Below are 15070 nucleotides of genomic sequence, written 5' to 3' on the forward strand. Positions count from 1 at the left end.
GTTTAACTGCAAACGGCACATATTTTGCCAGAAAGATTGATTCAAACTATTTTTCGCTTCACCCGACATTAGTTGATGCCAATAATAATACAAATAAAATAGATTTGGCCTCAGTCGGAGCAGGGACACATCTTTTTGCGAGATATTCAGACCTCACGCCGTTTATTACTTGGGACGGAACAACCGGTTTCACTGCAGCAGCAGGCTCAAGAACTTTGACATTTAATCCGCCCGATGATTGGTTTGCCTCAAACATCTTGCCTTATTCAGGTAACAGCACATTTTGGTTGAGATACAGACTTACTGATGTAACCGGAATAACTGAAGGCGGAGCAAATATAACGACTGTTGTTAGGGGCGGAACTTATGCCTACAGAATATCAGGTTATTCAAGTGCGACCCCTGCAGCATTATATGATATTTACACACAGGATCAAACTGACGGCAGAAACTTAATAACGAGATATAACAGCGGAATTATCTATATGATGAGCTGTAATCTTGAAGTCGGAGATTCCGTCACAGACAGTTATTTTAGCGATGCCAATAAAACTTTGATTATAGAAGGACATATTTATTTAAACCAAAGAGCATACGTGACACTGGGAACTAAAACCGCAAACAACGCAGTAAACGGACATTTTAATCTTATCCCGAAAGTTTTTAAAACCACAAAAACAGCTCGAAGCTTTGCTGTCAATAATTTATACGGCGGTGCAGGGTCAAGCATAAAACTATATGGGCTTAATGTTCAGGGTGGATCATATTTTCAAATAAGTTCATTAAACTCCGGTCTGCCGGGAGAAATTATCGGCTGTAATTTTGTAAACACAGCATTGATGCTGGGCGGTTATCAAATTATCGAAAGAGTCTTTATCGGCGGGAATTCTGACGGTTTTAGATTTTTAAGCGGTATGCTCGGAGGCTACACTCCTAATGATGTCTGCGTTCATACAGGAACAGGAATCAGCATCAACTGGATAAGCTCTTCCGTTAATGTCCGAAATGCAGTTTTGAAAGACTGCTCTTCGTACAACCATAATTGGCAAGGCTCAGGAACTGTAACGGGACAAATTCTCGGAGTTTATGATGCGACAGGATTTGATATTTCTAAAATAACTTATTCTGCTACAAGAACTTATGTTAATTGCTTCTGCAGGGAATTTTATTCTCTTAATTATAATGTTCTGGATAAACAAAACAAGCCGATTCAAGGAGCAACAGTAACTGCAACAAATGGATTCGGGACTTTTACAGGAACGACCGATTTTAACGGAAATGTTTCTTTAGACGTAAAAGTCAAAGAGATGGATATTTCAACAAGGGTTGTTACAAATTTTTCAACGGTATCAATAACTTTATCTGCACCGGGTTTTGAAACTATAAAAGATACGCAGGTTTTGAACAAAAAAATGGTTGATGTTTGCTGTTTACAGCATTCACCGTTTAGTTCTGCTGATGAAATGGGTTCGTTATGGGTTTAATAAGTGAAAAAGGAGATTGTATGTCAACAGCAAATGAGTTGAGAACAGGCGACATGATTGCCTTCAAGAAAGGAAAAAGTATTGTTGCAGCCGTTATTCATCTTTTTACAAATTCTGATGTCAATCATGTCGGTATTATCGTGAAACTTTACAACAAGATTGGCAACGATTTCCCTTTTATGATCGAAGCAAACCCGGATGATGTCGAATACAGTTTTTTGCCGAGAAAAATAAAAGCTGAAAAAGATGAAATCTATGTTTACAGATTAACAGATGAAAACTACAAAAAACTTGATGATAATTTGAATTCTTTTTATCAGTTTATGAACGAGCAAATCGGCAAGGCTTATGATTATCCGCAAGCAATAGAAACAGTTGTCGACAAGATTTTTGATAAAACAATATCAAAAGATTCTTACTCCAAATTTTTCTGTTCAAAATTAGTCGGAGCAATATATTTGCAGGCAGAAATTATTACACCTGAAATGCTCGCAAAATCGGGGTTCAAATGCGTTTCAGAATTGACTCCGGCTGATTGCTGCAGTTTACCGATATTTAAAGACAATATAAAACTTACAAATTCAGAAACGGAGGCAAAAAATGTTGCAAGCAAAAATTGAGAATTTCACAGAGACAGAAATCGGTTGTAAATGTTGCGGCAAAGTTAATGTCAGCGACAAGGGAATTATCAGCCTGCAGGCGTTTAGGTATTACTTGAATAATAGGTTCAAAAAGAATATCAGACTTAATATTGAATCCGCCTGCAGATGCATTAAGCATAACAGCAGTAAAGAAGTAGGCGGAGAAAAAAATTCCCGCCATGAATGCGACACTAAAAAATCTGACGCTTTTGATTTAACAAGTCTGGATATTGACTACAATACAATTTATCAGTGTGCTGTAGACTCAAAACTTTTCTCCACGATAATCCGGTACGACATAAAACATTTTGTACACGCTGATACTCGTCCACGAGCAAATTACGGCATAGAAGCTTGGGCATGGAATAAATAATCGTGTCTGAATGATACGAAACAGCTTTCACTTCCGACTGTTTAGGCTATTCAGAGTTAATATATCAATGTTAGCAACTGATACAAAGGATTCAAACATGAACGAGCAACTTTTAAAAATAGCTAAAACGATTTTAGATTTAGAAACATTGGAAACAAGAAAGAGCGATAGCCTTGATTTTAAAGAGCAGGCAATCTGGAACATAAAAGAAGCCTTGGAGCAAGCCTATAAAGCAGGTCAACAATCAGTAAAATAACCAAAGGAGCAAAAAAGATGGATATAGCATTCGGTACAAAGATTTACGATTATAAAAGAAAAAATATCGGAGTCCTGATAAAAACTTACAACCTCGCCTATGTTGATGCACCGGATGCGATGGGAGCCAAAGTAATCGATTCTAAAGGCAGAACATACGCAACAAACCTTGATAACCTTAAAACCATTGAAGATATAAAAACAGCTCGGCTTTATAACGAAATATCCGAGCAGGATTTTAAAGCACTTAATATCCCTGAATGTTTTTTAATCGACTAAGAAAGGAATGATAATGTCTAAAACTAAACTAAAAGAGGAAACAATAGAAAAAATCTGCTACCAATCAAGCGGGCAATCAATTTCCTACAGAGAAATCTATAAACTGAATGATAAAAAAATTAAGCTGGCAATAAAATCTGATTCTTACACAAGTCAATGTTACGCAAAAGCTTTTATTCTCAAAAATGACGAGTGGACAGATATTTACTCGATTCCTTACAGCCTGATGAAGACTCCTGAAGGATTGGCATATAGAAATGAGTGTAAAAACAATCGGACAAATCCTGAAGGAATTTTCAAAGACGATATTCTAAAACTGAAAACCAATATAGAAAAAATCATATTTTAGTAATTTTTCATTATGTCTGATTGTTTCAACTTCCGACTATATCAAGTAAAATGACTCGCTTTTCCTGCAATGAGAGTTACAGTGTCAATGCAGACGAAATTAAAGGAGAAAAGAATGACAAGTTTAACAGAAAAAGAAATCAGAAGCTTTAAAAGATTCAGAAACGAATTAACAAAATTATCACTAAAATACGGTGTCGCCGTAAAATCAATCGGCGGAGTTATGATAGGCGAAATTCATGACATAGAATACAGCGATGATGAAACCAGCGGCGACTTATACCCGGAGATATTAAGATGGGCTGAAGATGCGGAGGAGATGTAAAATGACAAACTACAAATTAACTGACACTTGAGATATTTCTAGTGATTGTTAAGAAAAATTAAGAGTTTAATATATTAAAAACAATCCTAACCAGCTGCCTTGCAAGGCATTTACGGGCGTGACGTTTTGTTTTTCCCTCAGAGAGTTTTTTTTCAAAATAGGCTTTACCTTTTTCATCATAAATTGATTGAAGAATACTTAATCTGTAAAAAATGGAATTTAATTTTCGGTTTCCTGCTTTGTTATTCCTATGTCTAACAGTCTTGCCACTTGATTTATCAACTGGTGCAATCCCTGCATAACTAGCTAATGCTTCAGGTGAAATAAGCTTCCCTTTTGTCTCTGTATAAATAATTGCTGCCGATAAATCTGCAATACCTGTTAATTGTTTCAATTTTTTGACTTTTTCGGGTAAATTCTTTTCAATTTCTTTTTCAAGTTCATTAATTGCTTGAGTAAAATCCCTCAAAGCTTTTCCATAATGCTTAATTATTAAATCATCGTGTTCTGACAGCCATTTTCCTGCTTTTAATGTCGTTAAATCTTTTAAAGGTAGATTTTCACCTCTTGCTGAAAAAAGCATTTTGACTGCATTTATGGCTCTTGTTCTGTCTTTTACAAAATGATCTCTCGCTGTAATTTTTTCTTTTAATTGAATAGTCTCAAATGAAATTTTTTGAAGATTGGCCTTGTCAGCAAATAATGAGATAACCTTAGCATCACCGAAATCGTTTTTAGCATTGCTGATAGCAATTGTCCTACGCCAGCTTGAAGTTAAAAGAGGATTAACTTCATAAACTTCGCAACCGTTTCTGATCAAATGTGCGGTAAAAGGTTTACCAAAACAATAAGCCCCTTCAATTGCCCATATAGAGTCATTTCCTGCCCATACCATTGCAGCATCGAAGCCTTTTTGATTTGTTTTAAATTCTTTGAACTTGCCGTCTTTGTAACAAGCTAAAGTTTCTTTGTGAGTGTCTACGCCAACCCAATTTGTGTTCATAACAATATCCTCATACATTAAATAAAAAAATGTTTTAACGGACAATCCTGCTTCAAGAAGAATTCGAGTATTTCTTAAGTCTCGTTAAAACGAGGAAGGGAAGGACAATCTCATGTTAAGTCGTAAAGACTGGAACTAGATGAGTCTCAACCCTTCTTTTTTATTACATCACAAAAAAAATACTAAGCAGGAACTAGAACCTGATTATACCCGTACAGAGGCTGAATTATTAAAACTTGCTTATGACTTATATTGCAACAGTTATAGTGATGAAGAAATGAAAAAAGCCAAAGAAAAATTTGACAGTGATATTCCAAAAACCATTGCCTACATAGAAAAAGAGTGTGGTTGGAAAGCTGAGGAGATATAAAATGCAAAACTACAAAATGACTGATACTTGGCAGGAGGAAGATTCCTACACAACAACAGAGCCGGAACTATTTCTTCTGGCATATGAACTTTTTTGCGGCAGACCTGTCGGCGAAGACTTAAAACAGGCTAAAAAAGAATTTGGCAAAGATATTGAAAATACCATTGGCTACATTGAGCAAGAATGCGGTTGGCACGCAGAAGCCTTAACAGCTTAACTAAACGTAATTATTGAAGGCGAAATTTAAATCTAAAATTAACACAGCAAAACGGCGGATATGATTTCCGCCGTTTGTTTTATGAAAAAATATATTTTATTATCACGCAGCTTTATATTTTGTCCTGTTTGTTGAAACCAGTTGTTTGATATAACCTTCTGTAAGGTCAAACTCAAAAGCCAATTTGGTTCTGCTGATTTTAGAGCCGTCATATTTTTTACAGATATATTGATTTCTGATTTTTATCAGCCCTTTTTTGGGAACATTTATTAAAACTCCTGAGAAATCCTGCATCAACTTAACGGCAAATTCTATACCGTATAATTCTGCAAGGTGTTGAATCTCCTCATTAGGCATCTCAATATTTGACAAATCCTCAAGCCACGCTTTCATTTTACGAAGCCTCCATGTTTATAAAATTGTAAATATATATAAAAATGGACACCTGAATTGCCGGAAGTGAATTCAAGCTTCCTGATTTTTGTAAAAGGGCAAAACAATAACTGCTTGGAGAAAAGATAAATTGTAATTAATACTTTATCTTTTCAGAAGAAATTTAGTTTAAACTTATCAACTGGGCTGTTAATTAAGTTTCTTTTTTCATATTACTATTGTAATACAATTCCAAATAAAAAACATTGATCCAGAGGTTAAGATAATAACGTTTTTTCTTATTATAACTAGAGAAAACGGCATTATAAATGGTACATTATACAATTAATCAAGTTATTAGCGTATTATGTACCCTTATTGTCAAATAAATTAAGGCATAAAATGTGGCATTTATGATTAAATTAATTTTTGATAAAATCACCGTACTTGTCCATAGTTGCCTGTAATAAATAATCCCCCAGTTGCTTATGAAGAGAATCTACAGACATTCCGTCTTGAAGAGCACTGTATGCGTAAGTATGCCTGAGTTCATTAAATGTTATCCTCGGGAATTTAAGCTGTTTTACAAGCATTGCAAATTCAATTCTGATTCGTTTATCCTGAGTAAACCAACTTAAACTTGTATCATAAAAAACAAAATCATCTTGCTGTTTATTTTTTATAACTTGATAAAGTTTCAATACTAAGTTTTCAGGAATATTAACCTGCCTGATGACTGTTCTGACTTTAGGAAACAGCAGTCCTTTTTCACATAGAGTTTTATTAATATTAATTTTTCTGTTTGTTAAATCTATATCTTCTTTTTTCAGGGCTAACAGTTCTGCTTTTCTTATACCCGTTGATAATATCATTAAGGCAGGCAAATAAAGATAAGGATAAGAGGTTTTAGCTGTTTTTAAAAAAGTTTGAACTTCTGATACGTTTAATATTTGAATACTGCATTTTTTTTCAAATTTTACATTAATAATTCCGTTATAAGGACTTTCTGATACGAATCCCCATTCTTTAAATTTATTAAACATATTTCCGAAGAGGGTTACATGGCTGTTCAATCGTTTATTTGTCATCCCTTGTTTTGATTTAAGCTCGATAAATTCCTTAAGATTATATTGAGTAATATTTTTAAGTTCCATTTTCCAAAAGAACGGAATCAAATTACTGTTAATCAAGCTTCTGTATGTTTTATAAGTTGACGGAGTAAGATTTTCTTGTGCATAGTTTGTTAAAAAGTATTCTGCCGCTTGTCTGAAAGTAATATTATTATCTTTAACTAATTGTATTTTTTGTTTTTCAACAAGTCTAAAAGTTAAACTTTTTTGAGCCGGTTGATATTTAAATTTGTTTTTATCAATGGGAATAATTTTTTCTTCTTTGATAAATTCTGCGAGTATTTCATCCGCTTCAATTTCATCAACGTCAGCCATAATGATAATATCATCCTGCGAGAATGTGTTTAATCCCTTCATTATTTTTAAAATTCTGTCTTGAATCATTCTTTAGTATCTCCTTCATTATATTTTCATCTATTACTTGAATGTTATTAGTCTTGGCGACTGCTTCTACCTTATTTATTACTCTGACAATTTGTCTGAATCTGTTTGCCTGTGAATGAATTGCTGTTGTAGCAGATTCAGTTATCTCGACTTCGGAAAGTTGAGTGACAATATCTTTCACATCACCGGCAGAGAATGATTTGAACTGAATAATTTCTGATAACCTGTCATAGAGGTGTCTATACTTCTGAAGTTTTTTCTCCACGAGAGTCATTCCTACAAAAATAATAGGGACATTCGTTTTATCATGAATGTCCCTTATCGTTTCTATTGTCTTTTGATCCCCTGCTAGATAGTCAATCTCGTCAATTATTATCATCTGCGGTTTTTCAATCAGCTTGTTCACTGCCTGTTTGAATAAATCCGAAGTCCAGTATCGAGGAATATCATCAAGCTGCTCGACAAGTTCTTCTAAAAACCATCTGCCTGTCATAAGATTTGTACTTCGTATGTAAATTGCATCATTTTGAGCTGCAAGCCAAAGTGCTGTGCGTGATTTTCCAAGTCCCGGCTCTCCATAAACCAGAGCCATCTTTGAAACTCCGTCAGGTTTTTCCTTTAGTGAATTAATCAAAGAGATAAATGCTTTTACATTCTGCGTTTTAACAAAAACTTTTTTCATAATTTTTCCTTTTACTCTTCATCTGCGTAAATTAATTTGTACTCGTCACTGTTTTTGTAATTCTGCAACCACTTTCTTTCGTCAACCGAGGTGCATCCGTATTTCATGAGCCATTCGTACTGCTCGTAGTTGTTCATGAATACAGGTTTTAATCTGTCCTGCAATATAATCGGCTCTTTTTTAACTTCAATAACCGGAATATTCTGCTGGGAGATATTTTCCTCTGCTATTTGAGTCTCTAAAAACTTGATATCTTCTTTCGGAAGGTATTTTTTGATTGTTTTTAATGTCCGATTAACAAGTTTTTTCTTTTTTTGTATTTTATGTTTGAAATCTTGCATGTCTTTAATGTCTCCCATGTGATAAGCCATCGGATGTGTTGCTGTAACTCGTTTTGCTGTGCATAGAAATTCTCCTGCGGTTGTGTAAACTTTGATTTTTGTCAGGTCAAATAAGCTGTAGCGAATCATGACCCTGTCTCGTAAACCGTAGAGGACATCTGAATTGTAATCAGTATTTAAGAACCTTATTCCGTTTCGGTTTATTGTCTTAATTTCATGTGCCATCATAAGTTCATCAAGTTTATTTACATCGATGTTTTGTTTTTCTCTGGATTCAAAAACTTCTTTTATGCTGCGGGTTCTGTCATTAGGACATGGTTGAGAATGTCTGTACTCCAGCCAAGTATTTATCAGCCTGATTGTTTCTTCTATCGTTGGAGTGTATCCTTGATTAACTTTGTCATATAGTTCTTTATGAAACTTTTCGTTGCGTTTCAGGTGAGCAGGTTTATTTTTTATTGATGAGCCGATGTAAGTCGGGAGAAGTTTTTCAAATTCTTCTTGGAATTCTTTAAAAAATCTTTCGATAACTTTTGCTTTTGCATTATATGGTTTTGCGTACACAGGTTTGATTCCGAGGCTTGTGTATATCCCGCTGAACCCTGCTTCACTGAAGTCACTGCATTTAGAAAAGTATTTTGCTTTAAAGGCTTTGCCGTTGTCCTGATAAACTATTTCAGGAATCATATCCAAGTTTATAATTGACATTCGAAGAGCTGAAGCAATTGCTTGCGTGTTTTCTTCGAGTAAAATTTCATATCCTGTAAAGTAACCGCTTTTCCAATCGAGGAATCCGACTATAACTGCCCTGCATGGTTTCCCCGTGAAAGGATTTATCACTAAAAAATTCAGTACATGTCCGTCTGCGACTAAAATTTGACCGGGAGCAATTTTTGAAATATCTCTTTTAATGTAGGGAATCACTTTGTCCTGAAGCGATTTTTCACCTTCACGCATCAAAATCCATTTATCGTAATTTTTTCTTTTAAACCAATCTGCGTATCTTCTGAATGTGACATCCTGCGGGAGCAAAATATCTTCACCGTTTTCAATTTTTCTTTTTTCAAGAATATGTTTTGTGAGTTTTATTGCTTTGCCTATGCAGAACTGATTCGGGTGCAGCAGAAGTTTTAAAAAGATTCCGATTTCTTCTTCAGTCAGGATAGTTCTATATTCATTAAAACTTGAATATTTATACTGCGGGACAAGGACTTCCCAGCTTTCATACTCTGTATAAGTTTTGTACCAGCGTTGCAAGCTGCCTCGTGAAGTTTTTCCTATTATTTGAAAAATATTTTTTAAATATTCACCGCTGTTATACAGGTCAACAAATAGTTTATCGCCTTTTTGTCTTGGCTTTTGTTTGTTTCTGAACTTTTGCCAATCGCAAACTAAATCAACTCGTGCAAGTGCAATTGTTTTTGCTGTCTCAGGAATAAATCCTGATTCAGTTTGCACAGATTTTTCAATCTTAAAGATTGGTTCTTGATTAACAGTTTCAATAATTTCTTTGTAGTAAGTATTTTTGTAAATGTCCTGTGTTTTTTCATCAAGGGATGACAGTAAAATCTCATAACTTTTACCGCCCTGCCCCATAGTCTCTCTGAAAACATATTTCCCTTTCGGAAGTGCGAGTCGGATTCCTCTTGACGTTACGTTTTTAATTTCTGCGAGTGTTTTTATGTCGATCCATATTTCTGAATTTAAATTTGCTACGACACTTTTTTCGTTCATATACATTGCTCCTGATGTTTTTCTACACCGTAGTAGCAATGATAAATCGGAATGCGGAAATTGGAACTCTTGTTCCGTCAGTTGTGTCGCAATTGCATCAATAAATATTTACTGCGTGTAAAAATTTATGCGAGCAAACTTTCCGATTAATATTTTTTACAATTTAAATGACCCGCAGCAAAATTATTGTGCCGTAGCAAAAATGAAAATATATTTGCATGTGTAAATAATTCTCCTGCGCAACAAATTTCATGTAATTTTACGCAAATAACTTGAAATTAAAGTTTCCCAGCAAAAATACAGTTGCATTTTCAATGAAAAAAATTTTGCTACGGGTCGGAAATCTTTGCTAGCAAACTCGATGATACCTAAATTTCTTCCGGGTTTCCTTCCATGTGCTTCCGACTTCCCCTGTTTTTGGCATATTTATTTGATTTCTGCCACTTTTTACCGTCCCGATGAAACCCCAATTTTAGGGGGTTTCGGCTATATTAATTAAAAATATGCGGAAATTAAGTTGTAATTTCCGGTAGAAATACGGTAAAAATTACCCATTTTTGCCCAATACTAAAACACGGCTTATAGGTGCAGTATATTTGCATTACAGCGGTTTTATTTTACTGCAAACTACCGCTAAAAAAACAGCGAATGTCCGCAAAAATTAAGTCCACTACCGTAATGATAGTGGACTTAATGGTGGAGGTGAGGAGACTCGAACTCCTGGCATCATGCGTGCAAGGCAAGCGCTCTACCAACTGAGCTACACCCCCATAATTGAGCTTTAAATAATTATAACTCAAAAAGGTTTATTTTGTAAATGGGCCATCCTGGACTCGAACCAGGGACCTCACGCTTATCAGGCGTGCGCTCTAACCACCTGAGCTAATAGCCCCAATTGACATTACTATATTTATCATAGAAATTTTTCACACGCAAGTACTTTATTACACATTCATTGTTTTGAAAATCTCTTTACAGGGATTAGAAAGCCTATTCGTTAAATTTTATTAAGAAAAAATGGTCTACTTTTTGTCAAAAACATAAAATCCCTATATTTAGTGTTTTATTGGAATAGATACTTAGTTTTATACTGGGCTTAATAATTTTGAGATTTCATTTACTTACATGCTTTTGTTTTCGGAAAATATTGGATTTACTTGGATGTTAAGACACAATTTGGCATGGCAGAAGAAAAATTTTCAGCTTACAGCCTAATGAAATTAAAAAAATATAACTCGTACTAGATATAGTGCACTGATTTTACTAAACTTGAGCATTTCTATTCAACTTTAACTCTTTAATTACCCACATGGCTAAGAAAAAATTCTCGTTTATGAGCATTTTAATGAGATTATTTGAAAAGAGTATTGCGTTAATGCCAAAATTCAGTATAATTATGATGTTATAAAAAAGGAGATTCGTTATGAACAAAGAAGAATTAGTAAAAGAAATAGCTAAAAAAACAAGATTAGCTCAAAAACAAGTTGCTGAAATTTTAAGCTTAACCGTTGAAACAATTGAAAAAACAGTTTCAAAAGGCAAAAAAGTTACCTTAGTTGGTTTCGGTACATTTGAAGCACGCAAAAGAGCAGCTAGAACCGGTAGAAACCCTCAAACCGGTGCAGAAATTAAAATTCCTGCAAAAACAGTTCCAGCTTTCTCCGCAGGCAAAAAATTCAAAGAAGTTGTTGCTAAGTAGTCAACAAAACAATTTGATTTAGAAAAGCGGTCTGCAAGTGCAGACCGCTTTTCTTTTTGTTTATATTCTCCCAAAAATCTTTCCTTAATATATATTAACTTTTTGATAGAAAAATGACTTTTTTGATTTAAATAAGTATAATAAATAAAAAATACAAACGATGAGAGGGGCTAAATGAAAAAAGGTAATTTGGGTAAATTTAAAATATTTATTTTATTAGGGTTGATTTTATCTCTTAACATGCCTGCCGGAGCATTTATCAGCCTGAAAAATCTAAATGTTGATGCAGAAAACCTCATTCAGCTTGTGAATTATACAAGCAAACATGTAAAAATAACAGGAACTGTTTGCAGCAGCAAAATTTCAGATAATTCTAAAGTAATATTTTTGAATTTCGGTAAAAATTTTAATACCTCTTTAAGCGCTGTAATATACGATTTTGATATCCATTCTTTTATTGATGCAGGTATAGATAACCCTCTTGCTTATTTTGAAAACAAAAAAGTCACACTGGAAGGTATCGTTAGAGTTGCCAACGGAAAACCGGAAATTGTTATAAATTCTCCAAAACAAATAAAAATTATTGAATAAGTTATTATAAATGACTATTTTAGACACTATATTAGCGTACAAAAAATCAGAAGTTGAAAAACAGAAAAACCTTTGCAATATTAATGAATTGATTAATAATTGCAAAAAATCAACAGAAACAAAAAGTTTCTTAGATATTCTCAAAAAAAATAAAGCAGATCACAAAATTTCCTTAATTGCGGAAGTTAAAAAAGCTTCGCCGTCAAAAGGAGTTATAAAAGAAAATTTTAATCCTGTTGAAATTGCCGAAATTTATCAAAAAGCCGGTGCATCAGCTATTTCTGTCTTAACTGACGAAAAATTTTTTCAAGGTTCAATTAAATATTTGAAAGATATTAAAAAAATCGCAAAAATTCCTGTTTTAAGAAAAGATTTTATTATAGACGAATATCAAATTTATCAGACCAGAGAAATGGGCGCTGATATTATTTTGCTGATAGCTGCAGCACTTGAAAAAAAACAGTTAAAAGATTTTTTTAACATGTCAAAAGAACTCGGGCTTGATGTGCTTCTTGAAGTGCATGACAAAGAAGAATTTGATTTTGCACTGGAAATAAATGCAGAGATTATAGGAATAAATAACAGAAATTTGAAAACTTTTGAAATCAGTTTAAACCATACAGTCAATTTAATTAAGGATATAAAACTTAATAATAAATATATAATTAGTGAATCAGGTATTGAAAATTCTGAAAATGTAACTTTCTTAAAGAATTACGGTGTAGATGGAATATTAGTCGGAGAATCACTTATAAAATCAAATCATATTGAAAAAGCTGTTATAAATTTGTTAAAATAAATGTGTACTTAATTTGAAAGAATCAAAAACATGTCAGGGCTTAATTTTTTATCCGTTAAAAATATTAATATAGACTTATTTAAATCTTTTAGCGTAACACCTGAAGAAGTACTGGCTAACGCACTTAAAGAAGCAGGTATATTAACGAATGAAACATCTATTAATGATATTGAGGCAGTTAAGCTATGCAATTCTTTTCTTGCCAAAAAAGGGAATTTAAAGCAATCTACCCAGCTTGGAAACTTGCTGGTTAAAAAGAAAATAATAACTTTGCAGCAATTAAAAGATGCTCTGTCAGAGCAACAGCAAAATCCTGCTTTAAAACTTGGAAATATTTTAGTTTCAATGGAAGCTTGCACAAAATTTGATATAGAAAAATGCATAAGGTCTCAAAATCAAATAAGAGAAGACTTAGAGGCTCTTGATTCTTATCAGGATAAAATTAGCAATATACGCAACAGATTAAGCAATCATTAATAAAAAATAAAACTTTTAGGTCAAAAAGTTTTTACGGGTTTATACTGAAAATAGAGTTTTATTTTTAGTATAAATATGAGGTAGAAAATTTAAGATGTCTAAACTTTCGGAACAAATTATCCCTGAAAATCAAATCAATGATTTAATGAATTTACAGCCAACGGAAAGCAAAATAGATCAAATTTTGAACAATGCTCTTGAGCTTAAAGGGCTTACCCTTGAAGAAACGGCTTATTTGCTTAACATAGATGACAATGAAGCCCTTGACAAACTCTTTAAAACAGCAAAAATTGTTAAAGAAAAAATTTACGGCAAGCGCATAGTTTTGTTTTCTCCTCTTTATATAAGCAATTATTGTACAAATAACTGCCTATATTGCGGATTTCGCTTTGATAACAAGGAAATAAAAAGAAGAAAATTAAGCGTAGACGAAGTCATAAAAGAAGCTCAAGCCATTATAAATATGGGACACAAAAGAATTCTTCTTGTGGCAGGAGAAGACAAAAACACCGTTAACCTCGATTATATTGAGGAAATTATCCAAAAAATGTACGAATTAAAGATAATGAACGGCGAAGTCAGAAGAATCAATATAAATATCGCTCCGCTTAGTGTCGAAGAATTTAAACGCTTAAAATCTTTTAATATAGGAACATTCCAGTCCTTTCAGGAAACATATCATGAAGAAACCTACAACAAAATGCACCTGTCAGGTTTAAAAGCTAACTATGACTATCGTGTCGGAACGATGGACAGGGCTTTAGAAGCAGGGCTAAATGATGTCGGAGTGGGCGCTCTTTTCGGGTTAACAGATCATAGATTCGAAGTTCTTGCTTTGCTTGCTCATGCACAGCATTTGGAGAAAAAATACGGCACAGGTCCGCATACTATTTCCGTTCCGAGAATTGAACCTGCAAGCGGCTCAGATGTTTCTGAACACCCTCCTTTTGCCATTGACGACATAACTTTCAAGAAAATAATTTCAATATTAAGAATCTCTGTTCCTTATACAGGACTTATTCTTACCACAAGAGAAAAAGCCGAATTCAGAAAAGAAGCTCTTAATTTGGGTGTTTCTCAAGTGAGTGCAGGTTCTAAAACAAATCCTGGAGGCTATTCCGAAGACAAATCTACAGCACAATTCACTGTTGGAGACCACAGAACCCTTGATGAAGTTATAAAAGAACTTGCTGAAACAGGATTCTTGCCAAGTTTTTGCACAAGCTGCTACAGAGTAGGCAGAGTCGGCAAAGATTTTATGGATTTAGCAAAACCTGGTTTGATACAAAAATTTTGCCAGCCAAATGCTATGGTAACTTTCAGAGAATATCTTGAAGATTATGCAACTCCTGAAACAAAACAAGCAGGTTTAAATGCAATAAACAGCCATTTAGCAGAAATTAAAGATGAAAAAATTCTGGCAAAAGCCAAATCTTTAATCGCAAGAATTGAAAACGGCGAAAGAGATTTATACAGCTAATAATTCTGTTTGTCTTTTCAAACTTTTAAAGAGTATATCATGCCCCGATGTCCAGTCAGAATTTTTTTAAGTTACTATCCTATGCA

General features: G+C 33.8%; 19 protein-coding genes and 2 tRNA genes. 14 read left to right on the forward strand and 7 right to left on the reverse strand.

Annotation, left to right across the window (positions count from 1 at the left end; all coding sequences use genetic code 11):
• The 7 genes from WCG23_11430 to WCG23_11460 all read left to right on the forward strand — a co-directional run.
• The coding region (locus WCG23_11430; GenBank protein MEI8390481.1) for a carboxypeptidase-like regulatory domain-containing protein at nucleotides 1–1484 on the forward strand (1484 nt) is incomplete at its 5' end.
• A 20-nt stretch (nucleotides 1485–1504) separates the two neighbouring features.
• Nucleotides 1505–2104: a YiiX/YebB-like N1pC/P60 family cysteine hydrolase gene (locus WCG23_11435; GenBank protein MEI8390482.1), complete on the forward strand. Its 600-nt coding sequence runs from the start codon at nucleotides 1505–1507 to the stop codon at nucleotides 2102–2104.
• Entirely contained in the window at nucleotides 2085–2498 is a 414-nt protein-coding gene (locus WCG23_11440) for a D-Ala-D-Ala carboxypeptidase family metallohydrolase (GenBank protein ID MEI8390483.1), read from the forward strand. Before WCG23_11435 ends, WCG23_11440 begins: the two co-directional genes overlap by 20 nt.
• Nucleotides 2499–2595: 97 nt before the next feature.
• Entirely contained in the window at nucleotides 2596–2754 is a 159-nt protein-coding gene (locus tag WCG23_11445; protein ID MEI8390484.1) for a hypothetical protein, read from the forward strand.
• A 17-nt stretch (nucleotides 2755–2771) separates the two neighbouring features.
• The gene (locus tag WCG23_11450) at nucleotides 2772–3032 is read left to right on the forward strand and encodes a hypothetical protein (protein MEI8390485.1); all 261 of its coding nucleotides are present in this window, start codon (nucleotides 2772–2774) and stop codon (nucleotides 3030–3032) included.
• A gap of 13 nt (nucleotides 3033–3045) precedes the next feature.
• Complete coding sequence (locus WCG23_11455; GenBank protein ID MEI8390486.1) at nucleotides 3046–3381, forward strand: hypothetical protein; 336 nt, start codon at nucleotides 3046–3048, stop codon at nucleotides 3379–3381.
• 114 nt (nucleotides 3382–3495) lie between these two features.
• Nucleotides 3496–3705, forward strand: a complete 210-nt coding sequence (locus WCG23_11460) for a hypothetical protein (protein MEI8390487.1) — start codon at nucleotides 3496–3498, stop codon at nucleotides 3703–3705.
• A gap of 58 nt (nucleotides 3706–3763) precedes the next feature.
• On the opposite strand, the gene WCG23_11465 is transcribed toward WCG23_11460, so the two are convergent.
• A complete protein-coding gene (locus tag WCG23_11465; protein MEI8390488.1) occupies nucleotides 3764–4708 on the reverse strand; it encodes an IS110 family transposase in 945 nt (314 codons plus the stop codon).
• Between the two features lie 139 nt (nucleotides 4709–4847).
• Here WCG23_11465 and WCG23_11470 point away from each other — a divergent pair, with 139 nt between their 5' ends.
• Both WCG23_11470 and WCG23_11475 read left to right on the forward strand, forming a co-directional pair.
• On the forward strand, nucleotides 4848–5078 hold the full coding sequence (locus WCG23_11470; GenBank protein MEI8390489.1) for a hypothetical protein: 231 nt from the start codon (nucleotides 4848–4850) through the stop codon (nucleotides 5076–5078).
• Nucleotide 5079: 1 nt separating this feature from the next.
• Complete coding sequence (locus tag WCG23_11475; GenBank protein MEI8390490.1) at nucleotides 5080–5295, forward strand: hypothetical protein; 216 nt, start codon at nucleotides 5080–5082, stop codon at nucleotides 5293–5295.
• 102 nt (nucleotides 5296–5397) lie between these two features.
• On the opposite strand, the gene WCG23_11480 is transcribed toward WCG23_11475, so the two are convergent.
• The 6 genes from WCG23_11480 to WCG23_11505 all read right to left on the reverse strand — a co-directional run bounded on the left by WCG23_11480 (nucleotide 5398) and on the right by WCG23_11505 (nucleotide 10830).
• Entirely contained in the window at nucleotides 5398–5688 is a 291-nt protein-coding gene (locus WCG23_11480; protein MEI8390491.1) for a Mor transcription activator family protein, read from the reverse strand.
• Nucleotides 5689–6089: 401 nt separating this feature from the next.
• Nucleotides 6090–7181 carry a tyrosine-type recombinase/integrase gene (locus WCG23_11485; protein MEI8390492.1) on the reverse strand — a complete coding sequence of 364 codons (1092 nt, stop codon included), beginning with the start codon at nucleotides 7179–7181 and terminating at the stop codon, nucleotides 6090–6092.
• Entirely contained in the window at nucleotides 7123–7863 is a 741-nt protein-coding gene (locus WCG23_11490) for an ATP-binding protein (GenBank protein MEI8390493.1), read from the reverse strand. Before WCG23_11490 ends, WCG23_11485 begins: the two co-directional genes overlap by 59 nt.
• A gap of 11 nt (nucleotides 7864–7874) precedes the next feature.
• Complete coding sequence (locus tag WCG23_11495; GenBank protein ID MEI8390494.1) at nucleotides 7875–9938, reverse strand: transposase family protein; 2064 nt, start codon at nucleotides 9936–9938, stop codon at nucleotides 7875–7877.
• 694 nt (nucleotides 9939–10632) lie between these two features.
• Nucleotides 10633–10708 (reverse strand) — tRNA-Ala (locus WCG23_11500).
• A gap of 48 nt (nucleotides 10709–10756) precedes the next feature.
• Nucleotides 10757–10830: transfer RNA gene (locus WCG23_11505), tRNA-Ile, on the reverse strand.
• A 531-nt stretch (nucleotides 10831–11361) separates the two neighbouring features.
• On the opposite strand from WCG23_11505, the gene WCG23_11510 reads away from it, so the two are divergent.
• The 5 genes from WCG23_11510 to hydG all read left to right on the forward strand — a co-directional run bounded on the left by WCG23_11510 (nucleotide 11362) and on the right by hydG (nucleotide 14984).
• Entirely contained in the window at nucleotides 11362–11637 is a 276-nt protein-coding gene (locus WCG23_11510) for an HU family DNA-binding protein (GenBank protein ID MEI8390495.1), read from the forward strand.
• A gap of 174 nt (nucleotides 11638–11811) precedes the next feature.
• A complete protein-coding gene (locus tag WCG23_11515; GenBank protein ID MEI8390496.1) occupies nucleotides 11812–12228 on the forward strand; it encodes a hypothetical protein in 417 nt (138 codons plus the stop codon).
• A 10-nt stretch (nucleotides 12229–12238) separates the two neighbouring features.
• Complete coding sequence (gene trpC, locus WCG23_11520; protein ID MEI8390497.1) at nucleotides 12239–13027, forward strand: indole-3-glycerol phosphate synthase TrpC; 789 nt, start codon at nucleotides 12239–12241, stop codon at nucleotides 13025–13027.
• 30 nt (nucleotides 13028–13057) lie between these two features.
• On the forward strand, nucleotides 13058–13504 hold the full coding sequence (locus WCG23_11525) for a hypothetical protein (GenBank protein ID MEI8390498.1): 447 nt from the start codon (nucleotides 13058–13060) through the stop codon (nucleotides 13502–13504).
• Between the two features lie 94 nt (nucleotides 13505–13598).
• Nucleotides 13599–14984 (forward strand): [FeFe] hydrogenase H-cluster radical SAM maturase HydG, encoded by a 1386-nt coding sequence (hydG, locus tag WCG23_11530; protein MEI8390499.1) that lies wholly within the window; start codon nucleotides 13599–13601, stop codon nucleotides 14982–14984.
• Nucleotides 14985–15070: the final 86 nt, after the last annotated feature.

The sequence above is a fragment of the bacterium genome, assembly GCA_037147175.1.
Classification (GTDB): Bacteria; Cyanobacteriota; Vampirovibrionia; order Gastranaerophilales; family UBA9971; genus UBA9971.